This is a genomic window from Gilliamella sp. B3127 (assembly GCF_026536935.1).
Taxonomy (GTDB): domain Bacteria; phylum Pseudomonadota; class Gammaproteobacteria; order Enterobacterales; family Orbaceae; genus Gilliamella; species Gilliamella apicola_E.
Genome location: NZ_JAFNNI010000005.1, coordinates 1 through 26,848, shown reverse-complemented (window position 1 = coordinate 26,848; position 26,848 = coordinate 1). Strand labels below are relative to the sequence as shown.

Genomic DNA, 26,848 nt, shown 5'->3' with positions numbered 1-26,848 from the left:
ATGAAAAAGAAACCTGAAGCTATTGTTTTTTTCGATTTAGATGGAACCTTATTTAATAAAGATATAGATGTGTTACCTAGTTCTTATGATGCAATTAGAAAACTAAAACAAAATAATATTGTACCAATAATTGCAACTGGTAGAACACCACCTGAAGCGGTTGATTTGATGAGGGATACTGGTATAGATTCAATTATTGGTATGAATGGCCAAGTAGTTATTTATGAAAAAGAGGTCGTTTTTACAAATAATATTGATAAAAATCTCATTACTCGATTATATGAATATTCAAGAGAAAAGATGAATATTCCATTATCTTTCTATAGCTATAAGACCATGCGAGTGAGTGAAAATAGTCTTCCAGCTCAAAAATTCTATACTTCTTTAAAACAACAAGTACCTCCTGTTGATGATCAAATTTACTTAAAAGAACCGATTCAAATGTTATTACTGCTTTGTGAACAAGGCGAATCACCTTATAGAGAAGTTTTTCCTGAATTGACGTTTATCCGTAATACACATTATTGTGTTGATGTTTTTAATCATGGCGGTTCTAAAGGTAATGGAATTAAAGAATTATTGGAAATTAAAGGTTTTAATGACGTACCTACTTATGCATTTGGTGATGGTATGAATGATTTTGAAATGTTCCTAACCGTTGACCATCCTGTAGCAATGAGCAATGCGGTTGATCAGCTAAAAGAAAAAGCTGAATATGTCACTGATACCAATAATAATGATGGCATAGCGAAGGCATTGAAAAAGTTTGGATTAATTTAATATAAAAAAAATCATCTAATTGTTTAGATTAGATGATTTTAAGTTTAATTATATTACTTTTGTTTAGTGGTGTTGTTTAAAGCCTACATTATTATTACCAAAACAGTTGTCATACTCAAAGCCTGTTAACTCTTTAACTAAACTTCTTATTTCTGGTGTTGCATCTTGTTTTTTGCCACCATTTTTTAATCTATCAAGTTCTTGAATAATAAGTGCATGAGTCGATTTATCTAATTTCATACGATATGTGAAGAAGATACCTAATAGTGCCATTCCACACACACCGAAGATTAATACTAAGTTAATTGCAGTAACGGCACTCTCTGGTTGAACAGCATCTACGCCAGACACAAAACCAGAATATTTCAATACAATACCTAAGACAAAGACGATAGTTGCACGCATTAATTTACCGGCCATGGTCATAGCACCAGCATAAATACCTTCGCGACGTCTTCCTGTTAGTACTTCATCGATATCTGCTAAGAATGTGTATACACTCCAAGGAATATAATAAACACCCCCCGTTCCTAATCCAAACCAAATAGTAATACCAATTACAATCCATGTAACATGAGGCATATTAAAGTAGTAGACACCGATATAGCCGATTACCGAAGATATTACTATCAATATTGCAATAACAAATGGTCTTTTGAATCCACGTTTTACACACCAAGCCATGAAAAAGGCAGTTGAGATTAATTGGCAAATACTACTTAAACTGTTCATTTGTGAAACGAAGGTTTTGGGTTGGCCTAAGTTAAATACCACAAAATAAGTAAATGTTGCTGCAAATAACCATTCAGCACCAAAGCCAAATAGATACATACCTAAATGGTTTCTAAAAGTTTTTAAACGGAAAGTTGAAAAAACATCTGAAAATAATTTAACAATACTTTCCCAAAGGCCAGAAGTTGTTTCATCTTCAATTTCATCAACTGATTTTTCCCAGCTATTAAAATAAAGCAAAATTAGTGCTATCGCCATAATAGATGCATAAGTAATACCTGTTAATAAGAATGGTAGTGGAGAGTCTTTACCATCAAATAGATAGAAAAATACACCAGGAATAGCTGCAGCTAAGAAGTTTGCTACTTTACCAAACATCGCTTTGGAACCTGCTAGGTAAGTTCTTTGATCGAAGTTTTTAGTCATCTCTACCGGTAAAGTATTGTATGGAATCATAATCATGGTATAGATGAATTCAAATAAAATATAAGTAGTTAAGTAGTACCAGAAATTCATCCCATCTACCCAAAGTAATGGGTAAATAATCATACATGGAATAGCAAATAGGATGAAGAATCGACGGCGACCAAATCGACGTCCAAGTTTTGTATGGTTAAAGTTATCAGTAATAAAACCCATTAGTGGATTTAAAATTACATCTAAATAGGTAGCTATAGAAAAAATTAACGTTGCTTGAAATGCCGAAAGTCCACAAAATGTTGTATAAAAGTATAGTAACCAAGCGGCACTAATTGCTAGAGCACCACTTCCTATCAAATTACCACTACCATACGAAAATCGAGTGAGTGTGGTTATTTTTTTCTGATTATCAGCCATAAATCTATTTCCTTTAATAATTATGAAATACTGTTTTAAAATTATTATTAGAATAATACTAAATTTATACAAATTAATTTTAATTTTTTTTTAGAAATGTGACGTTGGTAACAAATTATTTTGATTTTTAAGGTATATATATTAATATTATTTTAAATAAAAATTAAATATATCATGTGGTTATTGTTTTTTTTAAATTGTTTTCTGAAACTGTGATCTTATTAACAGAAAAAATTAATAAAATAATAAAAAATATAAAACAGTATTTCAAAAAATAAATTTAAAAATTTAGGAAAACAATAATGAGTCAATTTAAATTAAAAAAAATACCGCTTTTAATGTTTCTGTCTACCTTTCCTATTTATTCTTTTGCTGGTCAAACAACTTTTCAATATGAACATAACTGGAAATCTATGGATAGGATTCATGGGGATACAATTAAGTTAATCCATAAAACCGACGATAATTGGCAATATGAATTTAAATTTGGTGTTACTGAAGGTGGCGGGAACAAACGTGATGTTTTATATGATGATATGCAAGGTGGATCAGGTGGTGTCGTTATTCAAAAAACATTTACGCTTGATGATGGCTGGGGATCGATTATTCCATCATTAGAATTAGGTTTCAGCAAAGATTCAACTCTTTATCAACCAGGATTGAAATATAGTTATAAAATTAATAGTGATTGGTCAACAAGTTTTCGATATCGCTATGAATGGAAAAAAATATCTCACGCTGAACGTTATAAAAGAGCAAAAATAGCTGGCAAACAAGTTAAATATGTTGCTAGTAGTAATATAGGAAGGAATCGTTTAGATTGGGCATTAATGTATTCTGGTATAAAAGCATTTAACTTTGCCTATACCTTTAACTATTATTTTGGTGATTATACTAACAATTCTTATAAAGCATTGAGGAACGGTTTTTCTAAAAATGAATATAAAGCTTATAACAATAAAAAAACTGATTATGAGCAAGAATTTAAAATTACCTATAATTATTCAAAATTGTTCCGTCCTTATTTTTCCATTTCTGATGTATCGAAAAATAAAACCACTAATACTCGACAAGCTAAGTTTAAAGTTGGTTTCAATTACGCATTCGGTCAATCAAATAGCAAAGATTCTAATTTCGCTTATAAAACCTATTTCAAATATGCGCATCATTATGGTTTAACTTCACATTACCATGGTGATAGTTTTGGTCTATATACTGATTTTGATAAAAAAGGCTATGTTGGTCTAAGTGTAAATACCTATAACCAATTAAAAAATAGATTATTCTTTGATGATATTGTTTCTAGCCATTATCAAATTTATGGAGGTTACAATTTTTATTTAGCTGATAATTGGGTACTAACACCAAATATGGAAGTTAGATTCTATTCAGGTGGTGGTTATAAAGCTAAAAGTAAAGAAAACTTACCCCATTATCAGTTAGGTGATGTAAGTGATTTACAACGTCCAGGTGTTCGTTATTCTCCCGCTTTAAAATTGACTTGGTTACAAAGTGATGATCTATCTTTTTATGGCCAATATCGATTTGAATATCGCAAAGTTTCAAGAAGTAAACGCGAAGATAGTGTTCAAGGTTATGTCAATAATCGAGCGCGCAATCGTTTTGATATAGGTACTGATATTAATCTAACTCCTGATTGGAACATTGGCTATCGCTTCTCATACTTAAAAGGGAACTATGTATTACACAATGATAAAAAGCATGATTATCAACAAGAACTGGATATAAATTGGCAAGCAACCAAAGTTTGGCAAGTTAACTTTGCTGCAGAAGATGTGGCAAAAAGTGTTCATTCTGACGCAAGGGAAGCTAAGTTAGCACTAGGATTATCTTATTTATTTTAATTAATAGAAAAAGTGTTAAAAACAGTTAGTGGTGAAAAGATGATAAAGAAAATTTTTTTCGGATTTTTATTGGTTGTCACTTCAATCAATCAAGTATTGGCAAGTACTGTAATACAAGGTTATGTTTATGTTAATAAACCAGTTGTTTCATCGGTGATAGTCCGTGATGTGAATAATAAAATTTTAAAAACTGCGACTAATAGCGATGGGTTTTATCAACAAGATGTTTCTGAAATGACTCCACCACTAATTGTTTTTAGTAATGAAAACTCACTTGCCCGAAAAGCGGATGAAGGGCAAATGTGTAACGGTAATTGTTTGGTTTCATACGTTCATACCTTACAAAAAGATGAAAAAAATACTGTTAATATTAATCCATTAACTGATTTTTTAACTAGTGAACTAGCTAAACAAATCAATCTTCTAGGCCCAGAACAATTTACTGATAATCAATTATCTTTTTCAATAGATGATGCTGCATTAAGCCATGCTTATAAAAATTATCATTTGCTGTTTGATAAAGCATTACGCCAAGTAGGTATTATTGCTAATTCTTTTGATCCACTTACCACCGAAAATCCAGATATTAACAATCTACTTAATGTAATGTACTTTAATCGTGGATACGATTCTTCTACTGGTAAAGTAAGTGGTACTGTATTGTTTGATATGCGTTTAAGACCCATTAGCCAAGATTCACCTTTTGATTATGATCAGGCAGTTAAGCAAAAAGAAAGAAATATAAATGCTAAGCAACGTATTTTTATTTTAGGTGATTCGACTGCGTCCAACTATGATAAAAAAGTTTACCCAAGAATGGGATGGGGCCAAGTTTTTGATCAGTTTATTGATGATAAGGCTGATACGGTTGTCATCAATGGCGCACAGTCAGGCCGTTCAAGCCGTAGTTTCAAAACTGAAGGATGGTTCGATTTACTGATCCCTTTAATGAAAAAAGGCGATTATATGATCATCGCTTTTGGACATAATGATGAAAAATGTAACGGTAACAATCCGAAACGAGGTAAAGTGGATGTTGCTAATTTATGCACTTATCCTAATGATGATAATAACCAAAAACAGTATCCATCAACGCAAGAAAATATGTCATTCCAATCCTCTTTAGAAGGTTATCTCTCTGTGGCAAAAGCGTTGGATATGACGCCAATTTTAATGACACCAGTCACCCGTTATAAAGATAAGAATAATAACATTGCTTATCAAAATCAAAATACTAATCCTGTTAGTCATATGCATTATACCGCCAATAAACCAGGTTTTGCTTATTGGGGAGATTATTCGAATACGATTAAACATACGGCAAAAGTTAATCAAGTTGCTTTAATTGATTTGGAGTCATTTAGTATTGATTTTGCGAACCAACACAAAGATGACTGGCAGTCTTACTGGTTAGCTGTAGATCCTAATGATCCTAAATATCCTTATTATAAAAATCAAACTTCTGGCGTGATTAACAATCCTGATGCTACGCATTTTCAAGAAAAAGGCGCATTAGCTATTGCCAAAATTATTGCTAATGCCATAAACAACGATCCTTGGTTACAGCAAGGAATTACTTTCGATCAAACTCAGATTAACTAATAAAAAGGTATTTGTTAAATGAAAAAATTAATCATTGCGCTATTAGTTCCTTTGGCAATTAATTCATCTATTGCTGCATGTCATGCATTATCTCCGTCTCCTATCAAAATTAGAGAAGCTCGTGATGTTGCACCTAGAGACGGTTTTGGTGGTTATGATTTAGCGACAAATACGGGCACGATCGGTGGCGCTAAAGCAAATGAAAAAATGATCTTTATGGTGAATAACAAAAAAGATCTTTTAGATGCGATTGCGATCAATAAAAATCAGCCTCGTATTATTCAAGTCTCTGGGATTATAGATATTAGTGAAGGCAAACCTTACAAAGACTTTGATGATCAAAAATCTCGTTCGTTGATCAAAATTCCTAGTGATACCACATTAATTGGTGTTGGTAATAATGCTGGTTTTATCAATGGTTCACTTATGTTGTCTAAAGTAAATAATGTCATTATTCGAAATTTAAAAATTGAAGCACCAATTGATGTTGCGCCAAAATTTGAAGAGGGAGATGGATGGAATGCTGAATGGGATGGGATAAATATTATTACCTCAACTTATGTTTGGATTGATCATGTCACTCTAACTGATGGTAAATTTACCGATGATATGTACCAGGAAAAAGATGGCTGGAAATATGTACAACATGATGGTTTATTGGATATTAAGCGTGGTAGTGATTTCATTACTATCTCTTATTGTCTATTTGAAAACCATGATAAGACTATGTTAATTGGCCATAGTGATAAAAATGCTGATCAGGATGAGAATAAGTTAAATATCACGCTTCATCATAATGTTTTTTTAGACATCACTCAACGCGCACCAAGAGTAAGGTTTGGCAAAATCCACATGTATAACAACCTGTTTAAAGGATCGGTTAATAAATCTAAAACTGTATACCCATATCAATACTCTATTGGCTTAGGCTATAAAGGTAGTGTGCTTTCGGAAAATAATCAATTTATGATTGATGGTTTAAAAGATAACTGCAAAGTAGCTAAACAGTTTAAAGGCGATAACCTTCGGGATAATAATTCTCTATTTAATCAATCTAAGTTGAAATTATCATCATGTGGTTTTGTTGATAATTTGAATTGGTCTGTGCCTTATCAATATAGCGTGGATGATATTAAGCAATTTAGTAAAAACTATGGACGATTAGTCGGTAGTGGAAAGCTTTAGAATTATTGAAATAAACAAAAATGTTAGGACCCATAATGAAAAAAATATTAACTTCAATACTTTGTCTGTCTTCGCTTTATGTTAGCGCAGCTTCTGCACAAGAGTGGAAAGCGATAGCATTTGGCCAATCGACTGACTTAAATTTTGCCTCACTTATCAAGCCTGAAAAAGTAGGAACCAATAATGCATGGATAGCTGGTCAAAAAGATTATTTAGTTCCAAATCAACCTTATCAATTGCCGTCAGATTTCTATTTAGAGAGTCGAGGCGGTAAAATTGCTAACTCGCATGATGGAATGGTGGTTTTTTATACTCAATTACCCGTTAATCAAACTTTTACTTTAGAAAGTGATGTTACCTTAGAGCAAATAGGACCTGAAGTGGATGGAAAAACGCCTGCCGCTCAAGAAGCGGTTGGTTTATTTGCTCGTGATACTATTGGCGTTGCTAGAAGTGATCCTCAGCCGGCTGGTTATGAGGAGTTTCCAAATGCTTCAAATGTAATAATGAATGCATTAATTACTCAAAATCAAAAAAATGATAATTTAGTAAAAGTAACCGGCTTAGTACGTGATGGTGTAAAAAAAGCATGGGGTAATGAAGGCATATCAATTGAGAAAGTTGGTTATGTTGAAAATGTTAATTATGTTGATGTTAAAAGTATGCATTTAACAATGACCAGAACGGCAGATCAATTTATCTTATCGATGAAAAATAATGCGACTGGTGAAGAGAAACAGTGGGCAACTAATGATTATTCAGGATTCTTAAATCAACAAGATAACAAAAATATTTATGTCGGCTTTTTTGCTTCTAGAAACGCAAAAGTTGAGTTCAAAAATTCTAAATTAACCCTCAGTGATGTAACGGTTGATTATGATAAATTACCCGCTAAACCTGAGGTAATTGTTGATATTAAACCAACGTTAATTTTATCATCACCGAATGATGTATATAGTAAAAATTATACATTACAATTTTTCCCAAATACTTCAGGTACCGTATTTGTTAAAGAAATTAATAAAACGTTGAATGCGGAAGTTGGTAAGTTATTACAGTTTCCAGCTCAGCTAAAAGATGGAAGTAACACCTTTACTGTTGAATTTACAGCTAATGCTAAAAATAATACTCAAATTTTTACAATTAATCTAAATAAATCATCGATTGAAAATTTATCTAATATTATTGTTTCGCCAGAAGGTAAAAAGGATAATAAAGGTACCAAACAATCACCGGTTGATTTCGAAACGGCTGTTAATAGCGTTGAACCGGGCGGTGTTATTCATTTGATGGATGGTTATTATGACGGCATAACTCTTCCGGCTCAATTAAGTGGATTACCCGGTAAATTAAAAACCATACAAGCCATTAATAAGCATAAAGCGATTTTTATTAACACTACGTTTAATTTAGATAGCAACTATTGGGCTATTAAGCAGGTTATCTTTGATGGAAATATTGATGATAAAGATAATAAACCAGCTTATTTAAGAATTTCGGGCAGTCATAATGTGATTGATCAGGTTATTACACGTAATAATAGTGATACCGGTTTGGCAATCTCAGCTAAAAAGAAAAATCAAAATCGAATTTATTGGCCATCTTATAACTTAATTCTTAACTCTGATTCTTATAATAATATGGATAAATCAGGTAAAAATGCTGATGGTTTTGCCGCTAAATTGGGTGTTGGTAAAGGGAATGTATTTAGAGGGTGTATTGCTCATAATAATACTGATGATGGTTTCGATCTTTATAACAAGATTGAAGATGGCCCAAATGATCCGGTATTAATTGATAGTTCTGTTACATATTCAAACGGTTTTCCTTTTTCAAAACCCAATATTGCTAAAGGAAGTATAGGTAATGGTTTTAAATTAGGAGCAGAAGGTCAACCTGTAAATCATAAAATTATCAATTCAATTTCCTTAAATAATAATATGGATGGCTTTACTGATAATTTTAATACTGGTTCTTATATCATGAAGAATAATCTTTCGATCAATAGTGCGAGGTATAATTATATTTTACGCGCTAATCCTTATGAATTTTTAAAACCAGTGGTCATTTTTGAACACAATTATTCTATTCGTGATAGCTGGCAATCAGCGATAAAAGATTCATTTGGACCACAGATTAAAAGTAAAGATTTTAAATCTGTAACCAGCAATCAATTATGGAAAGGAAATAGTGACTTTAAAATCACTCGAGATAAAAACGGTAATATAGTGTTACCAAAAGAGCTAAAAACGCTAATCGAAAAAAATAAAGCTAAATAATTAAAATAATAGAGTGCTAGATCTAGTAAGATTTAGCACTTTTAATCTTTTCAATCAGCAATCTCATTCCTCTATTTTTAAATTAAATCGGTTTAATCATTTGTTAATGAAAAATACATTAGAATTTATTCTATTAAGTTAGAAACGATTAAAAATAGTGAATTGAGCCATTTCACCAGTTAAGTTGAAATGGCACAAAATTGACGGATGTAGTAAACTCTAAATTAAGCTAGTAAGCTTTTGATGTAATTGGTTATTTCAGAATCTTGACTATTTTCAAATAAACATTTTTGGAAACGCTCACCTCTGATCGCATCTTTAAGTAATGATTGATCAATTGACTTCAATGCTTCAATTAAACTTTTTCCTGCTGCATTTTTCATATCATTTAAAATTACAGCATTAGCATTTTGAGATTCACGACGCTCAGGTGGATAACCCAATCCTTTTTCGCCATCAAATGCTTTTTCAAAAATATAACGAGCATTGAGTTCTGCACCCCAACCAAAGCCTTTAGCAAATGCAAGTGATAACGCATTACCGTTATTTACTTGTGCAAATAAATAGGCATCAGTAGGTTCAATACAATAACCACAGTTAACACCTGGGAATGCATTTAACGCCATTAATGCGCCTTGTCCTGTACCACATCCTGTGATAACAAAATCAACGGCTTTACTGTTTAATAAAATAGCGCTAATAATACCTAAATGAACATAAGTTAATTTTTTATCATTGTCGCCATCCATGCCAACGTTAAAAACAGTATGTCCGTATTTCTCAGTTGCATTTTTCAATTCATTTAAAATAATTGGATTTTTAGCTGCTTGGCTAAATTCGTTCATTAGTGCTATTTTCATGATTTTCCTCTATTTTGATAGAAATAATAACTAATTATATATTAGTACATTTCGTTTTCATTATAAGCTCACCCAAAAATATATCAATTTTTTTAACTAAAATAAAACGATGTTTTAATAAATTTATTGCAATGTGATGAAAGTCACAAAAACGTCTTAATTTTTATATTACTATATTTAATAAATGAAAATCTTTTAAACATTTAATTATATTTATATTCAGGGAGTTCATATGGCTAAGGGGAATATCGTAAGGCTATCATATTCATCATTTACAGATGAAGATTCAAAAAATGAAATTATTCGGTTAACGCCAGAAGGTATTTTATGCCACCGTAATTATTTTTATCAAAAATGTTTTACCAATGATGGTCAAAAATTACTTTTTGCTGGTGAATTTGATACTCATCGTAACTATTATTTACTCGATATTGAAAAACAAACAGCAAAACAACTTACTGAAGGACCTGGCGATAATACTTTCGGCGGTTTTTTATCACCAGATGACAAATTTTTATACTATGTTAAAAATGAACGTAACTTACAACAAGTTAATCTTGAAACATTAGAAGAAAAAAATGTTTATACTGTTCCTGATGAATGGGTTGGTTACGGCACATGGGTTGCTAATAGTGATTGTAATGAAATTGTTGGAATTGAAATTGATAAAAAAGATTGGACGCCACTTACCGATTGGACAATATTTAAAGCATTTTATGATAAGAATCCACACTGCCGTTTAATCAAGATTGATATTGAAACAGGTGTAGCTAAAACAGTTATTGATCAGAATGTATGGTTAGGTCACCCAATTTTTAGACCTTTTGATGATAAAACTATCGCATTTTGTCATGAAGGTCCTCATGATTTAGTTGATGCAAGAATTTGGTTGGTTGATCGTGATGGTAAAAATGAACGAAAAGCGCATGATAATTTACCTGGTGAAAGTTGCACTCATGAATTTTGGGTTCCAGATGGTTCTGGATTAGCTTATGTATCTTATATGAAAGGGCAACAAGAACGATATATTCGTCTTTATAATCCGGTAACTGATGAAGATAAAGAAATCATGGAGATGCCAGCTTGTTCGCACTTAATGAGTAATTTTGATGGAACACTTTATATTGGTGATGGAACAGGCAGTCCTGTAGATGTAATTGATACAAGTGGCTATAAAATTGAAAATGATCCATGGCTTTACATTTTAGCACCTAAAACAAAAACAGCTCATAAGTTGGTTAAGCATAATAGTACATGGCGAGTTTTAGATGGTGATCGTCAAGTTACTCACCCTCATCCATCATTTTCACCTGATAATAAATACGTTTTATATTCATGTGATGCACAAGATGAACCTGCACTTTATTTAACCAAAGTGCCAGCTAACATATTAGAAGAAATGTGATAGACCTTTTGTCTATCATAACTATAACGGAGAATATAATTATGTCGATTTTAAATAAATTTTCACTCAACAATAAAATAGCGCTGGTAACGGGCGCTTCTTATGGCATCGGTTTTGAGATAGCAAAATCATTAGCCGGTGCCGGAGCGAAAATCGTATTTAATGATGTCGTGCCTGAAAATTTACAAAAAGGACTTGATGCTTATAAAGCAGCTGGTATTGATGCCCATGGTTATCTATTTGATATTACGGATGAAGTTGCTGTTGAAAAATCGATTGCTCAAATTGAAAAAGAACATGGTGTGATTGATATTTTAGTCAACAATGCTGGTATTATTCAACGCAAATCAATGCTTGAAACAAGTGCGGCTGATTATCGTAAAATTATTGATATCGACTTAACAGGTCAATTTATTATGGCAAAAGCAGTCCTTCCTTCAATGATCAAAAAAGGAAGTGGCAAAATTATCAACATCTGTTCAATGATGAGTGAACTTGGTCGTGAAACGGTTGTTGGTTATGCATCGGCTAAAGGTGGTTTAAAAATGTTAACCAAAAATATCTGTTCTGAATTTGGTCATGCCAATATTCAATGTAACGGTATTGGTCCAGGTTATATTGCCACTCCTCAAACTGCGCCATTACGTGAAAAACAAGCAGATGGTTCTCGTCACCCATTTGATCAGTTCATTATTGCTAAAACACCGGCAGGCCGATGGGGAACTCCTGATGATTTAGCTGGTGCAGCCGTATTTTTAGCATCGGAAGCATCAAATTTTGTTAACGGCCATATTCTTTATGTTGATGGTGGTATTTTAGCTTATATCGGTAAACAACCTTAATAAAATAAGGTTAAAAATTAGATAATTTAAGAGATAATAAAATAAAAGGATATTATTTATTATCTCTGTTTTTTTTATAAATTTAGGAGTAATGTCATGTTTTGTTTTAATTCAGATATTGAATTAATTGATTTAGGAAATGGGGTTAAACGTAAAATTTTAGCTCATGATGGTAATATGATGGCGGTTGAAGTTCATTTTGAAACTGGCGCAATTGGTGCGATGCATCATCATCCACATGAACAACTAACCTATGTTTTGTCTGGTGAATTTGAATTTACTATCGGTGATGAGACTAAGATTGTTCGTGCTGGTGATACATTATATAAAAAACCCAATATTGAACATGGTTGTGTTTGCAAACAAGCTGGCGTTTTGCTTGATATGTTTACTCCTCAAAGATTAGATTTTTTATAAAATAGCTAGTTCATTATTAATTATGATATACTTTCGATAATTTTGATTTGTTCTAGTTGATCATTTAATAATAGAATAATGACTAATTTTTAGTAAGGAGATGTGCTAATAATGAATGATAGCTCACCAGAATCGGTTGCTTCGGTTTTAAAAGTTTTCGGAATTTTAGAAGCTTTATCCGAATCTAAAGACATTGCTATATCAGAATTATCGCAAAAAGTAATGATGCCTAAAAGCACTGCCTACCGTTTTTTACAAACCATGAAATCATTAGGTTATGTTAATCAAGAAGAAGATTCAGATAAATATTCTCTTAATTTAAAATTACTTGATTTAGGCAACCGTGTACTTTATCACCAAAACTTTTTAGCTATTGCTGATTTAGAAATGAGAAAGCTAAGGGATAAAACTAAAGAAACGATCCACTTAGCTGTTCGTGAAGGTGACCAAATTATTTATATTAATAAAGTGGCATCTGAACAGTATAGTCTTTGTTTAACCTCTAAAATTGGTAATCAAGCAACTGTACATGCCAGTGGATTAGGTAAGGTTTTATTGGCTTGGTTAGATGATGAAAGCAAAAAAAGTTTAGTAAACGGCATTAATTTTGTTCAATACACACCTAAAACAATCACTAATAAAGAGGCATTTTTTGCTGAACTTGATGAAGTTAAACGTTTAGGTTATGGCAAAGATGATGAAGAATCAGAGCTTGGTTTACGTTGTTTTGCTGTGCCAATTTATAATCGTTTAGGTAATATTATTGCAGCCTTAAGTTTATCAACCTCTATCTTTAGATGTAATACAGCAGAAGATGAAGCTAAACTTGTCGGTGAAATTAGCCAAGCTGCCGCTAAAATATCTGAACTAATTGGTTATAATAAGCAATCAAAATTATCAGATTAAAGGTTATTATTGATAAATAACTCCTAAGCTTACCGCTTGGTTTGCTCCAGTTACTTCTGGAATATTAGATGGAATATTATTCATCCTACAATATGCAAGCCAAGCGAAAGCAATCGCTTCCATATCGTCACTGCTTACCCCTTTCACATCTGTGGTCAAAACTTCCCATTTTGGTAATAATGCTGACAATCGTTTCATAATCAGAGGATTTTTTGCTCCTCCGCCACAAACTAGCAATTGACAAGGTAAATGAGCATTTATTGATAATTTATTAATCTCATGAGCAACAGTGGTAGCAGTAAATTCAACGAGTGTTGCTTGAATATCTTGAGCGTTTAGATTGACGTTACTGAGTTTTTGGTTAAGCCAAGTTAAGTTAAATAATTCTCTACCAGTACTTTTTGGGGCTGGTAGTTGAAAATAATTTTCATCACATAACGTATTTAATAAACTTTGATCAACTTTTCCTGATTTAGCCCATAAGCCGTCTTTATCGTAGTTTTTCCCTAGATTTTTATTTATCCAACTATCAAGTAAAACATTGCCTGGCCCAGTGTCATAACCAATTACAGGTTGGCCTGGTATTAGAACGGAAATATTGCTAATACCACCAATATTTAAAACAACACAGTTAATTGACGGATTTAAGAATATCGCTTTGTGAAAAGCCGGAACTAATGGTGCTCCTTGGCCACCATAAGCCATATCTTTACGACGAAAATCAGCAATTGTTGTAATGCCTGTTTTAGCAGCAATGATATTGGCATCACCAATTTGCATAGTAAAGGGATGTTGGCTATTAGGAGAATGATAAATAGTTTGCCCATGGCAACCAATGGCTTTAACTTGTTTTTTATCAATATGATTTTGCTTTATAAACTGATCAATGCTTATTGCGTAAAGCATACCAAGCTGGTGATCAAGCTCACCGAGCGCTTGTAATGTAGTTTGCTTACTATTACAAAGCGTTAATAATTGACTTTTAATTTCAGTTGGCATTGGGTAGCAATCACTAGCAATCGAAGTAATATTCCCATCAGTAATATCAACTAATGCAATATCAACACCATCCATACTGGTACCTGACATTACGCCAATGTATAAATTTTGCATAATATTATCCTTGTCGAATGATAGTACCAGTTTGGACATCCCGGATGATTGATGGTTGTGAACGCTCACCGGTTTTACCATCTAAAATTGGAAAAAATTGACCAAATTGGTTTGCAACTTCTATTGCTGTTTTACAAGATTGATGACCAGAAAGGTTGGCACTTGTCGAAACTAATGGCTTACCAAATAAATCACAAAGTTTACATACTAATGGATGATCAGTAACGCGAACGGCGATAGAATGATATTTTCCGCTCAAAAAATTTGGTGTATTAATATTTTTCGGAAAAACCCAAGTATTAGGACCGGGCCAACTATCAATAGCCATCTGTTTTTGAACTTGAGTCAAAGCCGATTGATCAATATAAGGGATCAGTTGTTCATAGTGACTCGCAATTAAAATTAAACCTTTTTCAACTGAACGTTGTTTTAATTTTAACAATTTAAAAACTGCTGATTCACAATCGGGATCACAACCTAAACCAAAAACAGCTTCAGTTGGATAAGCAACCACTTCACCTTTTTTTAATAATGAATTGATTTCTAAAAGACTTAATAAGTTTGCCATTAAATTTTGTATGTTTACCAACTATTGTTAAAAATTATATTAAACTGAGGTAAGCCTATTTGCAAATTGAAGATGGTAGCAGTGATATTAAGATAAATACCGGTTTAAGATAATTAGTCAAATTACTCCCAATTCATTTGTGGGAAATAGTTAACAGTTAAATCAACAACCTGCTGCATACTGATTATTTTTACTCTTGGATCTATTAGTGAAGCTAAATTACGAGCATTAATATCATTATCAAGCACAAAACAATTTTGGGTATTTTGTAAAATAGCCTTCAATATGGGATTATTTTGACAAGCTATAATTACGCCATTTTGCCAGAAAAGTACTGCATCTTGCGCTGAAATTAGCGTTGGATCAATTGTTGATTGGTTATTTGTTGTGATGGTATGTAGCATTTGTTACCCTTAAATTACCCTTCAAAAACCCCGTTCCTCAACTTTTTTTGATATAAATTAGAGTTAATTTTACTTGGTACATCTTTATTAGTATATAATAAGGACTATTTATTGAGCAAAGAATTCGTCATGAAACCTATTATTTTAGCCAATGAACAAGAAACAATTTTGTTTGGTCAACAATTGGCTGAGCAGTGTTTAAAATATTTGTCTAATCATGATAGTGCAATTGTTATCTATCTGATAGGCGATCTTGGTGCTGGTAAAACAACGTTTAGCCGTGGCTTTTTGCAGCAGCTCGGGCATGTCGGAAATGTTAAAAGTCCGACTTATACTCTTGTTGAACCTTATCAATTTGATATGTTTTCAGTATATCACTTTGACTTATATCGATTAGCTGATCCAGAAGAGTTAGAGTTTATGGGGATTCGTGAATATTTTTCATCGAAATCAATTTGCTTAATTGAGTGGCCTATGCAGGCTGAAGGTATTTTACCTCCAGCCGATATTGAAATTCATTTGGCTTATTTGGCGCTTGAACGCACAGTTTGTTTGCAAGCAAACAGTGAAAAAGGGCAAGCTATTATTAACCAATAAAATTAGCGAAAAAAATGAAAAAAATACTCACTTTTTTTATATTATTACTGCTTTGTGGCTCAGTTTATGCTTCACAAGTCGTTATTGCTGTTGATGCTGGTCATGGTGGTAAGGATTCTGGTGCCGTTGGTAAAAATAAGTTATACGAAAAAAATGTCACCATTTCGATAGCAAAAAAATTAACTAATTTATTGAATAAAGATCCTAACTTCAAAGGCGTATTAACACGTAGCACGGACAATTTTATTTCTGTACCTCAACGTTCTGATATTGCCCGTAAAAGTAAAGCAAACTTATTAATTTCTATTCATGCAGATGCTGCACCTAATCGTAGCGCGTCTGGTGCATCAGTTTGGGTATTATCTACTAAACGCGCCGATACAGAATTGGGGCGCTGGCTTGAACAAGATGAAAAACAATCGCAATTATTAGGTGGTGCAGGTGACGCATTAAGTGATGATCATGACCAAAATTTAAGCCAAGCAGTATTAGATTTACAATTCTCTTATTCTCAGCGGGTTGGCTATGAATTAGCCACTCAGGTTTTAAAAGAGATGAAAGGTGTCATTAAATTGCATAAGAATAGGCCTGAGCACGCAAGTTTAGGTGTATTGCGTTCACCTGATATCCCTTCAATATTAATTGAGGTTGGATTCATTACTAACGAAGCTGAAGAAAGTTTGTTATCAAGTAATGCTCATCAAGATAAAATTGCTAAATTGATTTATCAAGGTATAAAAAATTATGTCAAACAGAACCCTAATTTTGGGAAACAGCATTAATGGCTATTCATATATTATCTCCTCAATTAGCTAACCAAATCGCTGCTGGTGAAGTGGTTGAACGACCAGTATCGGTGATCAAAGAGTTAGTTGAAAACAGCATTGACGCTGGTAGTACTCAAATTGATATCGATGTCGAACAAGGTGGCAGTAAATTAATTCGTATTCGTGATAATGGTAATGGTATTGCTAAAGATGAATTGGCATTAGCTTTAGCTCGCCATGCAACCAGCAAAATTAATACGTTGGATGATTTGGATACCATAATGAGTTTGGGGTTTCGTGGTGAAGCGCTGGCAAGTATCAGTTCTGTTGCTCGGTTAACCTTAACTTCACGCACAGCCGATCAGTCTGAGGCATGGCAAGTTTATGCTGAAGGTCGTGAAATGAAACCAACAATTAAACCGGCTGCACATCCTGTTGGAACGACGGTTGAAGTTCTTGATCTGTTTTACAATACGCCTGCTAGACGTCGCTTTCTTAAAACTGATAAAACAGAATTTATGCATATTGAGGAGTTTGTTCGTCGAATTGCACTTGCTAGACCTGATATTACTTTTAATTTGCAGCACAATGGGAAACTCGTCAAACAGTATCGAGAATCACTTCTTGAAAAACGTGTTGAATTAGTTTGTGGACGTACATTTGTTCAAAAAGCGATAAAATTAGATTGGCAACATAATGATTTATTCATCCAAGGATGGGTAAGTAGCAGTGAAGTGAGTGAGTTGCAATATTTTTATGTTAATGGGCGGGTAATAAAAGATAAATTAATTAATCATGCTTTGCGTCAAGCTTATAGTAGCCGAACTAATGAACAACAGAGTTATGTCATTTTTTTACAGATCGACCCTAAACAAATTGATGTGAATGTTCATCCTGCTAAGCATGAAGTGCGTTTTCATGAAGCAAGATTGGTGCATGACTTTGTTTATCAAGCTATTGTCATGGCGCTTGAGTCAAACCAACAACTTGCCAATGACGAAAATGTGCTAATGATGCCGAATCGGCAAGCAGCTGGTGAGAATATTTTTAATAATAAAACTGAGAATAAAACTTATTCACCAACTAGCGCATTACCTAAAAAAGCTATTAATCATGTTAAAGAAAATAGACTATATGGGCAATTGGTTGATACTAAGTTAAAAGGAGCAATAGAAAAAACGCTCTTAAAATCTTTTGAATTATCGGATGATGATAGTTCTATAACTGCACCACAACAAGCGGTTATTGAGGGATTGTTTCCTAAACGAAATGTACCTTTGCAATCACTACATCAGCAAATTGATAGATCTTCACTAGTACAATTTGGTAAAGTATTAACGGTTATTCAACCAGATATAGCCTTAATTGAAAAATCAGAAGATAATCAACAAAAGTTCATGTTAATGAAGTTGTCGGTTGCTCAACAGAAAGTAAATTCAGTTAAATTATTATCTAACGAGTCAGAAAGATTACTCATTCCATTGACAATTTTAATTAATAAGAAAGAACAAAAAGTATTAAATGATTATCAAGAACAATTGAAGTTTTTAGGCTTTGATTTTTATATTGATAAAGCAAAATTGCATTTGCATAATGTGCCAAAAATGTTAAGAACTACAAATTGGCAAAAATTATTACCAACTTTAATTTCGTTTCTTTTATCATCCGGTAAGGATGTGCTCGATCCAACGCAAATTATAGCTTGGTTGGTTGAAAATTGTGGAGATGATTCTGTTGAAAATTGGAATATAACTAAAGCTATCGAGTTATTAGTACAATTAGAACAGATAGATATTAATTTATTACAACAAGATAGCTTTTTATATCCGATTGATCTTCAATCTTTTTCACAATCAATTTTATCATGAATAAACCAAAAATTATTTCGTTAATGGGGCCAACCGCATCGGGTAAAACTGCTTATGCCATGGCGCTTTACGACAAGTATCCTATAGATATTATTAGTGTTGATTCCGCACTTATTTATCGAGGTATGGATATTGGCAGTGCAAAACCAACTAAAGAAGAACAACTTAAATATCCACATAAACTTATTGATATTTGTGACCCTGCAGAAAGTTATTCTGCTGCTAACTTTAGGCATGATGCTATTGTAGAAATTGAAAAATCATTAAGTAATGGCCGAACGCCATTATTAGTTGGTGGAACAATGTTGTATTTTAAGGCGTTAATTGAAGGACTTTCTCCTCTTCCTGCGGCAAATAGTGATATTCGCGATCAAATTGAGGAAAAAGCAAATCGATTAGGTTGGCAAGCGATTCATGAGGAGTTAAAAAAAGTTGATCCTGTATCAGCTCAGCGAATCCATCCCAATGATCCACAACGCCTTAATCGAGCATTAGAGGTTTATCTTATTACTGGTAAAAGTTTAACTGAATTAACTAAAGAAAGTGGTGATGCATTACCTTATGATATTATGCAATTAGCTATCATGCCGGAAGATAGAGCAGAATTACATCAACGAATTGAACAACGCTTTTTACAAATGCTAGATCAAGGCTTTGAAGATGAAGTAAAAAAACTTATGCAGCGCCCCGATCTTCATTTAAATCTACCTTCTATACGTTGCGTAGGGTATCGTCAAATGTGGGAATATTTAAATGGCGATACTAGTTATGATGAAATGGTTTTTAAAGGAATTTGTGCTACTCGCCAATTAGCAAAAAGGCAAATTACATGGCTTAGAGGTTGGAAACAATCGATAACATGGTTAAATAATGATAATATAGATTCAGTTTTTAATCAGATTTTTTAAGTTACAAATAGTAGTAATAGTTTTTGGTATTTTTTCTATTGGTTATTATAATACGCTAAATTTTTTCATTTCTTAAAAAAATTTCTACTTTTCTTAACGATTAAGGTTACTTGTTTGTATAAATTTCGTTAATTTATTAAATTTTTAGTTATTTGTGCATAAATTACTGTTGATTAGTTTAAGAGCTGAGTTTTTTATGTTATTTTGGTAAATACTACATAAGTATTTCATATTGCGATCAATTAAATTATTATGTTGATTGTAAACTTATTTTATCTTTATATTTTTATTTCATCTTAAAGGATAAACTCATGTCAAAAGGGCAGTCATTACAAGATCCTTATTTAAATTTGCTTCGTCGCGAGCATATTCCTGTATCTATTTATTTAGTTAACGGTATTAAATTACAAGGACAAATTGAATCATTTGATCAGTTTGTTATTTTATTAAAAAATACTGTTAGCCAAATGGTATATAAGCACGCTATCTCAACTGTGGTACCATCAAGACCAATTTCTGGATTGATATCACAACCTGAAGAGGACAGCGAAAGCTAATTAGTTGGGTGGAGAATGTGATTGTTTGAGCGATATAAAGGTGGTGAATCTGCCTTATTAGTCCATGTATTCTTCCCTCAAGAAAGCGATATCGAGGATTTAAAAGAGTTTGAAGTGCTTGTTTCTTCTGCTCAAATTGAAATTCTCGATATTGTGACAACCTCAAAAAAGTCCCCACAAGCTAAATATTTTATTGGTGAAGGAAAAGCATTAGAAATCGCCGATAAAGTAAAAGAACTTAATGCTTCAGTCATTTTAGTTAATCATACTTTAACACCGACCCAAGAACGCAATCTTGAGCAATTATGTGAATGTCGCGTAGTAGATAGAACTGGATTAATTCTCGATATTTTTGCTCAGCGCGCTAGAACACATGAAGGTAAATTACAAGTTGAATTAGCACAATTGCAATATTTATCTACTCGATTAGTTCGTGGTTGGACTCATTTAGAACGCCAAAAAGGTGGAATTGGCCTTCGTGGACCTGGTGAAACTCAGTTAGAAACTGATAGAAGATTAATTCGCCATCGTATTCAATTAATTTTATCAAGACTTGCTAAAGTTGAAAAACAGCGCAATCAAAATCGTCAATCTAGAAGTAAAGCAGATTTATCAACGGTATCATTAGTTGGTTATACAAATGCTGGTAAATCGACTCTCTTTAATGCATTAACTAATGCTGAAGTTTATGCTGCCGATCAATTGTTTGCGACGCTAGATCCTACTTTAAGACGCATTAATGTTGAAGATGTTGGAGAGGTTGTTTTAGCTGATACAGTCGGATTTATACGTCATTTACCGCATGATCTTATTGCTGCTTTTAAAGCAACTTTATTAGAAACACAGGAAGCATCACTACTATTACATGTTGTTGATGCAGCTGATCCTAATATATTAGATAATATTCATGCCGTTGATGAGGTATTACTGGAAATTGATGCACATGATATTCCTACTTTGTTAGTGATGAATAAAATTGATTTAATAGAAGGTAAGGAACCGAGTATTGATCGGGACGAAAATGGTGTACCAATTCGCGTTTGGATTTCAGCTCAAAATAGTTTAGGATTAGATCTTTTATTTACCGCATTAAAAGAGAGGCTCTCTGGGCAAATTCAAGTTTGCCAATTAAACTTACCTCCTTATTTAGCTAAACTTAGAAGTCGGCTATATAAATTAAATGCAGTGGAGAATGAAGTCATTGAAGATGATGGGAGTTTTCACCTAAATATAAGAATACCTTTAATTGAATGGAATCGCCTCTGTAAACAAGAGCCAGATCTGTTATACTTAATCAATACGCAAAATAACAACTAATTGTTAAATGGAGCATATAAAATATGGCGTGGAATCAGCCCGGCAATAACGGACAAGATAACGACCCATGGGGAAATAACAAAAAACCTTCCAATTCTTCGTCGGGAGGAATATTTGATCAAATTAAAGATCTCTTAAAAAGAGGTGGATCAAGTAATAATCGAGGTTCCTCAGATATTAACTTGAGTTCTTCTAAAATTATTATGTCGATGATTTTAGTGCTTGCTTTGATTTGGGGGGTAAGTGGTTTTTATACCATCAACCAAAACCAACGAGGTGTAATAACTCGTTTTGGACAAGTTCAACCTGAAATTATCCAACCTGGTTTAAATTGGAATCCAGCATTTATTGATACAGTTTATAAAGTAGATACCCAAGGAACTTATAACTTTAATGTTCAGGGTGATATTATAACGACTAGTTATAACGGTGAAAATCTAGTCTTTGTTGAAATGAATGTTCAATATCGAATTAGTGATCCTATTAAATATTTATTTAATGTAACTAATGTTGAAGATAGCTTACGTCAAGCAGCAGATAGTGCGCTTAGAACATCTATCGGGAGCTCTAATATTGATGCAATTATTTCAGATGGACGCTCAGTTCTAGAGAACAGTACAAAAGAAGAACTCATCAATGTTATTTCTCATTATGATATGGGTATTACTATTGTCGATCTTAACTTCCAAGTAGCGCGTCCTCCTGTCGAAGTGCAAGATGCTTATGCTGATGCTATTCGAGCTCAAAATGATAGTGAGCGGGAAATAAAAAAAGCTGAAGCATATAAAGTGCAGTTAATTCAGCAAGCGGAAGGTCGTTCTGCCACTATTTTAGAAGATGCAAATGCTTATAAAGTACAAGTTGAATTAGAAGCAGCTGGTGATGTTGCACGGTTTGAAAAATTATTACCACAATATAAAGCAGCGCCTGAAATTACTAAAGATCGTTTATATATTGAAACAATGGAAAAAGTATTAACTAAAACCCAAAAAGTGATTGTTAATGATAAGAGTGGTAACTTATTGGTATTGCCGTTAGAAAAATTAGTGAAAAATAAAATTGAACCTGAATCAGCAAACTTATCAAATTTAAGTAGTGATGGCAATAACAACCCGCCAGCAGCTTCAGAAACAGTTGATAGTACTTCTCAAAATAACAATGAAGCACAAAACGCTACAACTGATAACACTACAACTAATAACACTGCAACTCAAAATAATAGTTCTATTAATCGAAGTAACCGAGCTATGGGTCGATAAGGAGAGAAAAATGCGAAAATTATTGATTCCTATAGTTTTAATTTTAATTGTTGGGCTTTATTCAAGTGTTTATGTGATTGAAGAAGGCACGCGTGGTGTGGTTTTACGTTTTAATAAGATTATTGGGTTATCTCAACCGGGTCTCCATTTTAAAATGCCTCTTGTTGATAGCATTAAAATAATCGACGCTAAAATACAAACCACTAATAGCTCAAATAATAATAACGAAAAGCGTTTTTTTAACGTTCATAAGAAAGAGTTAATAGTCGATTATTTTGTGCAATGGAAAATTGTAGATTTTAATCGTTATTATGAAACTATTGCTGGTGGTAATGATGTTAATGACTTAATCTTGGCTCGTTTAAATGGTCGTTTGCGTTCTGAAATAGGTAAATTAAGTAACCGAGATATCATTAATGATACTAATGCTGATACCAAATCAAGAAATTCATTAATGGCAAGTGTTAAAGATGCATTAAATGGTTCACCGCAAGATGTTGAAGAAAATTTACCAATCGATAAATTGGTCAATGATGCGAAAAAAGATCCTGAAAATAGTAAAGCCAGTTTGAGGTCCTTTGGGGTTGTTGTGATCGATGTTCGAATCAAACAAATCAATTTCCCTGCTGAAGTGTCAGGATCAATTTATGCTAACATGCGAGCTGAACGTGATATTATTGCGCGTGAAAAACGATATGAAGGTGTTAAAAAAGCTGAAGAAATAAGAGCGAAAGCTACATTTGAAAAAACTAAAATAATATCGGAAGCTGAGCGCCAAGCTCGATCTATTCGTGGTGAAGGTGATGCAAATGCAGCTAAACTTTATGCAGAAGCTTTTGGTAAAGATATTGAATTTTTTAGTTTTATTCGTAGTTTGAAAGCTTATGAACAAAGTTTTACAGGTAATGATGTTATGGTCATTAGTCCTGATAGTGAATTTTTCCAATATATGAAACTAAAGTCTAACAAATAATACAATGAGTAAATAAACTATGAGTAATAATGTTGTTGTGCTAGGTACACAATGGGGTGATGAAGGCAAAGGAAAAGTTGTTGATTTACTCACAGAAAAAGCAAAATATGTGGTACGTTATCAAGGCGGACATAATGCTGGCCACACCTTAGTTATTAATGGTGAAAAAACAGTATTACATTTAATTCCATCAGGTATTTTACGTAATGATGTCATTAGCATCATCGCAAATGGCGTTGTGCTTTGTCCTGATGCTCTTATGAAAGAGATGAAAGAGCTTGAGGAAAAAGGTATCCCTGTTAAAGAGAGACTTCTAATTTCAGAATCATGTCCTTTAATATTGCCTTATCATATAGCATTAGACCAAGCTCGAGAAAAAGCACGTGGTAATAAAGCGATAGGCACCACAGGTCGAGGTATCGGTCCTGCATATGAAGATAAAGTCGCTCGTCGTGGATTGCGTGTAGGTGATTTACGTGATCGCCAAGCATTTGCTGAAAAATTGAAAGAAGTTATGGAATACCACAACTTTCAATTAGTAAATTACTATAAAGTTGAAGCGGTTGATTATCAAAAAGTCCTTGATGACACATTAGCGATTGCAGATATTTTAGTGGCTATGATTGCAGATATTCCGACACTATTAGAAGATGCTCGGAAAAAAGGCGAAAGAATCATGTTTGAAGGGGCGCAAGGTACTTTACTTGATATTGATCATGGTACTTATCCTTTTGTTACCTCTTCAAATACTACTGCTGGCGGTGTAGCAACAGGATCAGGCTTTGGTCCTCGTTATGTTGGTTATGTTTTAGGTATTGTTAAAGCTTACTCTACTCGTGTCGGTGCAGGCCCTTTCCCAACTGAATTATTTGATGATGTGGGTGAATATCTTTGCAAACAAGGTAATGAATTTGGTGCAACAACTGGTCGTCGTCGTCGTACTGGTTGGCTTGATGCGGTTGCTGTACGAAAAGCCGTACAACTAAATTCAGTTTCTGGTTTCTGTTTAACTAAACTTGATGTTTTAGATGGTCTTAAAGAAGTCAAAATCTGTGTTGGTTATCAATTACCAAATGGTGATGTCATCAAAAATGCACCAGCTGCTGCTGAAGATTGGAGTTTAGTAAAACCTGTATATGAGTCTATGCCTGGTTGGAGCGAGTCAACGTTTGGTATTAAAAGTTATGATGCTTTACCACAAGCAGCCAAATCCTATATCAAACGAATTGAAGAATTAACCGAAACACCAATTGATATTATATCAACAGGTCCGGATCGTAGCGAAACCATGATTCTACGTGATCCTTATCAAGCGTAATTGTAAATAAAAAATCGGGTGCGTTTTCCCGATTTTTTATTTTTAGGATATTAAAAATAGTTAACTGAGTATGAGGACATTATGGCTAAATTAGGGACGCCGTTATCACCGACTTCAACCAAAGTTATGCTGTGTGGCGCAGGTGAATTGGCTAAAGAAGTTGTGATAGAGCTACAAAGGTTTGGTTGTGAAGTTATTGCTGTTGATCGCTATGCTAATGCACCAGCAATGCAAGTTGCTCATCGTTATCATATTATTAATATGCTAGATGGTAATGAACTGAGAAAAATTATTGAACAGGAAAAACCGGATTTTATTGTTCCTGAAATTGAAGCCATTGCAACACAAACTTTAGTTGAGTTAGAGCAAGAGGGATTTACGGTTATTCCCACTGCAAAAGCAGTCGCGTTAACCATGAATAGAGAAGGAATTCGTCGCCTTGCTGCTGAGCAACTAAATCTACCAACTTCACCTTATCGGTTTGCTTCAACCGAAATAGAATTTAAAGATGCTGTAAAAGAGATTGGTTATCCCTGCTTAGTTAAACCAGTGATGAGCTCTTCCGGTAAAGGGCAAACATTATTACGCAGTGAAGCTGATCTTCAATTAGCCTGGAAATATGCACAAGAAGGTGGTCGAGCTGGTGGCGGTAAAGTTATTATAGAAGGTTTTATCGACTTTGATTACGAAATTACCTTATTAACAGTTAGGCATATCAATGGTGTTTCTTATTGTGAACCGATTGGGCATCGTCAGGAAAAAGGCGATTATCGGGAATCTTGGCAGCCTCAACAAATGTCTTGTAACGCTTTAGAGCAAGCAAAAGATATTGCAACTAAAATAACTGAAGCATTAGGCGGGCACGGTTTATTTGGTGTTGAACTGTTTGTTAAAGGCGATAAAGTTTGGTTTAGTGAAGTATCGCCTCGTCCTCATGATACCGGAATGGTAACTTTAATTTCCCAGAATCTATCTGAGTTTGCCTTACATGCCAGAGCCATATTAGGTTTGCCTATTCCACTTATTGAACAATATCATGCTAGTGCATCTGTGGTCATAATGGTTGAAGGTGAATCAAAACAGGTATCGTTCACAAATATAGATAACGCATTAAGTCAACCAAATACTGATTTACGTTTATTTGGCAAACCACAAGTTGAAGGTTGCCGTAGAATGGGGGTTGCACTTGCTAGTGCTGTAACAGTGGAAGAAGCAATAAATAAAGCCGATGCTATCGTAAAACAGTTAAAAATAACCCTATAAGACGTTGCTTTGTGTAAAAAGCAATCACTTAATCCAAAAAAAGCAAATTTTGCAAAATAGGGGTTGACGTAAACATGTGAAGTGAGTAACATACGCAACCCTTGAGACAGCAAACTAAAACAACAAAATGTTTAGTTGAATTTAAAGCTGTCAGCTCTTTAAAAAGAAGAAACAGACAATCTGTGTGGGCACTTGCGAGACGAAAAATTAAAAGTCTACGGACTCA

General features: G+C 33.4%; 23 protein-coding genes and 1 pseudogene. 19 read left to right on the top strand and 5 right to left on the bottom strand.

Translation table 11 applies throughout. The annotated features are described in order from the left end of the window. On the top strand, window positions 1–780 hold the full coding sequence (locus tag J3U00_RS08695) for a Cof-type HAD-IIB family hydrolase (protein ID WP_267332169.1): 780 nt from the start codon (window positions 1–3) through the stop codon (window positions 778–780). A 63-nt stretch (window positions 781–843) separates the two neighbouring features. On the opposite strand, the gene J3U00_RS08690 is transcribed toward J3U00_RS08695, so the two are convergent. Continuing rightward, window positions 844–2,349: an MFS transporter gene (locus J3U00_RS08690; RefSeq protein ID WP_065561888.1), complete on the bottom strand. Its 1,506-nt coding sequence runs from the start codon at window positions 2,347–2,349 to the stop codon at window positions 844–846. Window positions 2,350–2,651: 302 nt separating this feature from the next. On the opposite strand from J3U00_RS08690, the gene J3U00_RS08685 reads away from it, so the two are divergent. From J3U00_RS08685 to J3U00_RS08670, 4 genes are read left to right on the top strand one after another with little or no spacing between them, the layout of a single operon-like run. Continuing rightward, the gene (locus J3U00_RS08685) at window positions 2,652–4,214 is read left to right on the top strand and encodes an oligogalacturonate-specific porin KdgM family protein (protein WP_267332168.1); all 1,563 of its coding nucleotides are present in this window, start codon (window positions 2,652–2,654) and stop codon (window positions 4,212–4,214) included. 39 nt (window positions 4,215–4,253) lie between these two features. Next, the gene (locus J3U00_RS08680; RefSeq protein ID WP_267332167.1) at window positions 4,254–5,816 is read left to right on the top strand and encodes an SGNH/GDSL hydrolase family protein; all 1,563 of its coding nucleotides are present in this window, start codon (window positions 4,254–4,256) and stop codon (window positions 5,814–5,816) included. An 18-nt stretch (window positions 5,817–5,834) separates the two neighbouring features. Further along, window positions 5,835–7,001, top strand: coding sequence for a pectate lyase family protein (locus J3U00_RS08675; RefSeq protein ID WP_065735265.1), 1,167 nt, complete (start codon window positions 5,835–5,837; stop codon window positions 6,999–7,001). A 35-nt stretch (window positions 7,002–7,036) separates the two neighbouring features. Beyond that, entirely contained in the window at window positions 7,037–9,280 is a 2,244-nt protein-coding gene (locus J3U00_RS08670) for a right-handed parallel beta-helix repeat-containing protein (protein WP_267332166.1), read from the top strand. A 224-nt stretch (window positions 9,281–9,504) separates the two neighbouring features. Here the strand turns inward: J3U00_RS08670 and J3U00_RS08665 are convergent, their stop codons facing one another. After that, window positions 9,505–10,140 carry an RpiB/LacA/LacB family sugar-phosphate isomerase gene (locus tag J3U00_RS08665; RefSeq protein ID WP_065561893.1) on the bottom strand — a complete coding sequence of 212 codons (636 nt, stop codon included), beginning with the start codon at window positions 10,138–10,140 and terminating at the stop codon, window positions 9,505–9,507. Between the two features lie 232 nt (window positions 10,141–10,372). Between J3U00_RS08665 and J3U00_RS08660 the strand changes: the two genes are divergently transcribed. The 4 genes from J3U00_RS08660 (at window position 10,373) to kdgR (ending at window position 13,710) form a co-directional block, all read left to right on the top strand. Further along, window positions 10,373–11,545 (top strand): oligogalacturonate lyase family protein, encoded by a 1,173-nt coding sequence (locus J3U00_RS08660; protein ID WP_065561894.1) that lies wholly within the window; start codon window positions 10,373–10,375, stop codon window positions 11,543–11,545. A 47-nt stretch (window positions 11,546–11,592) separates the two neighbouring features. Then, entirely contained in the window at window positions 11,593–12,387 is a 795-nt protein-coding gene (locus J3U00_RS08655; protein WP_416379909.1) for a gluconate 5-dehydrogenase, read from the top strand. 96 nt (window positions 12,388–12,483) lie between these two features. Next, complete coding sequence (locus J3U00_RS08650) at window positions 12,484–12,804, top strand: cupin domain-containing protein (RefSeq protein WP_065561895.1); 321 nt, start codon at window positions 12,484–12,486, stop codon at window positions 12,802–12,804. 111 nt (window positions 12,805–12,915) lie between these two features. Further along, window positions 12,916–13,710 (top strand): DNA-binding transcriptional regulator KdgR, encoded by a 795-nt coding sequence (gene kdgR, locus J3U00_RS08645; protein ID WP_081299433.1) that lies wholly within the window; start codon window positions 12,916–12,918, stop codon window positions 13,708–13,710. Between the two features lie 6 nt (window positions 13,711–13,716). On the opposite strand, the gene J3U00_RS08640 is transcribed toward kdgR, so the two are convergent. From J3U00_RS08640 to tusB, 3 genes are all read right to left on the bottom strand, one after another. Then, a complete protein-coding gene (locus J3U00_RS08640; RefSeq protein ID WP_267332164.1) occupies window positions 13,717–14,823 on the bottom strand; it encodes an anhydro-N-acetylmuramic acid kinase in 1,107 nt (368 codons plus the stop codon). A gap of 4 nt (window positions 14,824–14,827) precedes the next feature. After that, window positions 14,828–15,391: a Sua5/YciO/YrdC/YwlC family protein gene (locus J3U00_RS08635; RefSeq protein WP_065561898.1), complete on the bottom strand. Its 564-nt coding sequence runs from the start codon at window positions 15,389–15,391 to the stop codon at window positions 14,828–14,830. A 122-nt stretch (window positions 15,392–15,513) separates the two neighbouring features. Then, complete coding sequence (gene tusB / locus J3U00_RS08630; protein ID WP_267332163.1) at window positions 15,514–15,795, bottom strand: sulfurtransferase complex subunit TusB; 282 nt, start codon at window positions 15,793–15,795, stop codon at window positions 15,514–15,516. A gap of 129 nt (window positions 15,796–15,924) precedes the next feature. On the opposite strand from tusB, the gene tsaE reads away from it, so the two are divergent. The 10 genes and pseudogenes from tsaE (at window position 15,925) to purT (ending at window position 26,622) form a co-directional block, all read left to right on the top strand. Beyond that, window positions 15,925–16,392 carry a tRNA (adenosine(37)-N6)-threonylcarbamoyltransferase complex ATPase subunit type 1 TsaE gene (gene tsaE, locus J3U00_RS08625; protein WP_065735269.1) on the top strand — a complete coding sequence of 156 codons (468 nt, stop codon included), beginning with the start codon at window positions 15,925–15,927 and terminating at the stop codon, window positions 16,390–16,392. Between the two features lie 68 nt (window positions 16,393–16,460). Continuing rightward, window positions 16,461–17,153 (top strand): annotated as a pseudogene (locus tag J3U00_RS08620) (N-acetylmuramoyl-L-alanine amidase); the annotation flags it as partial. Window positions 17,154–17,173: 20 nt separating this feature from the next. Next, complete coding sequence (gene mutL / locus J3U00_RS08615; RefSeq protein ID WP_267330864.1) at window positions 17,174–19,027, top strand: DNA mismatch repair endonuclease MutL; 1,854 nt, start codon at window positions 17,174–17,176, stop codon at window positions 19,025–19,027. After that, window positions 19,024–19,935, top strand: coding sequence for a tRNA (adenosine(37)-N6)-dimethylallyltransferase MiaA (gene miaA, locus J3U00_RS08610; RefSeq protein WP_267332161.1), 912 nt, complete (start codon window positions 19,024–19,026; stop codon window positions 19,933–19,935). The genes mutL and miaA overlap by 4 nt, the downstream gene beginning before the upstream one ends. 311 nt (window positions 19,936–20,246) lie before the next feature. Next, on the top strand, window positions 20,247–20,492 hold the full coding sequence (gene hfq, locus J3U00_RS08605) for an RNA chaperone Hfq (RefSeq protein ID WP_065561904.1): 246 nt from the start codon (window positions 20,247–20,249) through the stop codon (window positions 20,490–20,492). Window positions 20,493–20,513: 21 nt separating this feature from the next. Next, window positions 20,514–21,809, top strand: coding sequence for a ribosome rescue GTPase HflX (gene hflX / locus J3U00_RS08600; RefSeq protein WP_065735273.1), 1,296 nt, complete (start codon window positions 20,514–20,516; stop codon window positions 21,807–21,809). A gap of 23 nt (window positions 21,810–21,832) precedes the next feature. Further along, window positions 21,833–23,068 carry an FtsH protease activity modulator HflK gene (gene hflK / locus J3U00_RS08595; RefSeq protein WP_267332160.1) on the top strand — a complete coding sequence of 412 codons (1,236 nt, stop codon included), beginning with the start codon at window positions 21,833–21,835 and terminating at the stop codon, window positions 23,066–23,068. A 10-nt stretch (window positions 23,069–23,078) separates the two neighbouring features. Further along, window positions 23,079–24,041: a protease modulator HflC gene (gene hflC, locus J3U00_RS08590; protein ID WP_065561907.1), complete on the top strand. Its 963-nt coding sequence runs from the start codon at window positions 23,079–23,081 to the stop codon at window positions 24,039–24,041. Window positions 24,042–24,060: 19 nt separating this feature from the next. Beyond that, the gene (locus tag J3U00_RS08585) at window positions 24,061–25,359 is read left to right on the top strand and encodes an adenylosuccinate synthase (RefSeq protein ID WP_267332159.1); all 1,299 of its coding nucleotides are present in this window, start codon (window positions 24,061–24,063) and stop codon (window positions 25,357–25,359) included. A gap of 81 nt (window positions 25,360–25,440) precedes the next feature. Beyond that, complete coding sequence (gene purT / locus J3U00_RS08580; RefSeq protein ID WP_267330867.1) at window positions 25,441–26,622, top strand: formate-dependent phosphoribosylglycinamide formyltransferase; 1,182 nt, start codon at window positions 25,441–25,443, stop codon at window positions 26,620–26,622. Window positions 26,623–26,848: the final 226 nt, after the last annotated feature.

What these genes read in the sequence shown, in the direction of transcription:
- J3U00_RS08695 (WP_267332169.1), top strand. Translation starts at nt 1, where the DNA reads ATGAAAAAGAAACCTGAAGCTATTGTTTTTTTCGATTTAGATGGAACC.
- J3U00_RS08690 (WP_065561888.1), bottom strand. Translation starts at nt 2,349, where the DNA reads ATGGCTGATAATCAGAAAAAAATAACCACACTCACTCGATTTTCGTAT.
- J3U00_RS08685 (WP_267332168.1), top strand. Translation starts at nt 2,652, where the DNA reads ATGAGTCAATTTAAATTAAAAAAAATACCGCTTTTAATGTTTCTGTCT.
- J3U00_RS08680 (WP_267332167.1), top strand. Translation starts at nt 4,254, where the DNA reads ATGATAAAGAAAATTTTTTTCGGATTTTTATTGGTTGTCACTTCAATC.
- J3U00_RS08675 (WP_065735265.1), top strand. Translation starts at nt 5,835, where the DNA reads ATGAAAAAATTAATCATTGCGCTATTAGTTCCTTTGGCAATTAATTCA.
- J3U00_RS08670 (WP_267332166.1), top strand. Translation starts at nt 7,037, where the DNA reads ATGAAAAAAATATTAACTTCAATACTTTGTCTGTCTTCGCTTTATGTT.
- J3U00_RS08665 (WP_065561893.1), bottom strand. Translation starts at nt 10,140, where the DNA reads ATGAAAATAGCACTAATGAACGAATTTAGCCAAGCAGCTAAAAATCCA.
- J3U00_RS08660 (WP_065561894.1), top strand. Translation starts at nt 10,373, where the DNA reads ATGGCTAAGGGGAATATCGTAAGGCTATCATATTCATCATTTACAGAT.
- J3U00_RS08650 (WP_065561895.1), top strand. Translation starts at nt 12,484, where the DNA reads ATGTTTTGTTTTAATTCAGATATTGAATTAATTGATTTAGGAAATGGG.
- kdgR (WP_081299433.1), top strand. Translation starts at nt 12,916, where the DNA reads ATGAATGATAGCTCACCAGAATCGGTTGCTTCGGTTTTAAAAGTTTTC.
- J3U00_RS08640 (WP_267332164.1), bottom strand. Translation starts at nt 14,823, where the DNA reads ATGCAAAATTTATACATTGGCGTAATGTCAGGTACCAGTATGGATGGT.
- J3U00_RS08635 (WP_065561898.1), bottom strand. Translation starts at nt 15,391, where the DNA reads ATGGCAAACTTATTAAGTCTTTTAGAAATCAATTCATTATTAAAAAAA.
- tusB (WP_267332163.1), bottom strand. Translation starts at nt 15,795, where the DNA reads ATGCTACATACCATCACAACAAATAACCAATCAACAATTGATCCAACG.
- tsaE (WP_065735269.1), top strand. Translation starts at nt 15,925, where the DNA reads ATGAAACCTATTATTTTAGCCAATGAACAAGAAACAATTTTGTTTGGT.
- mutL (WP_267330864.1), top strand. Translation starts at nt 17,174, where the DNA reads ATGGCTATTCATATATTATCTCCTCAATTAGCTAACCAAATCGCTGCT.
- miaA (WP_267332161.1), top strand. Translation starts at nt 19,024, where the DNA reads ATGAATAAACCAAAAATTATTTCGTTAATGGGGCCAACCGCATCGGGT.
- hfq (WP_065561904.1), top strand. Translation starts at nt 20,247, where the DNA reads ATGTCAAAAGGGCAGTCATTACAAGATCCTTATTTAAATTTGCTTCGT.
- hflK (WP_267332160.1), top strand. Translation starts at nt 21,833, where the DNA reads ATGGCGTGGAATCAGCCCGGCAATAACGGACAAGATAACGACCCATGG.
- hflC (WP_065561907.1), top strand. Translation starts at nt 23,079, where the DNA reads ATGCGAAAATTATTGATTCCTATAGTTTTAATTTTAATTGTTGGGCTT.
- J3U00_RS08585 (WP_267332159.1), top strand. Translation starts at nt 24,061, where the DNA reads ATGAGTAATAATGTTGTTGTGCTAGGTACACAATGGGGTGATGAAGGC.
- purT (WP_267330867.1), top strand. Translation starts at nt 25,441, where the DNA reads ATGGCTAAATTAGGGACGCCGTTATCACCGACTTCAACCAAAGTTATG.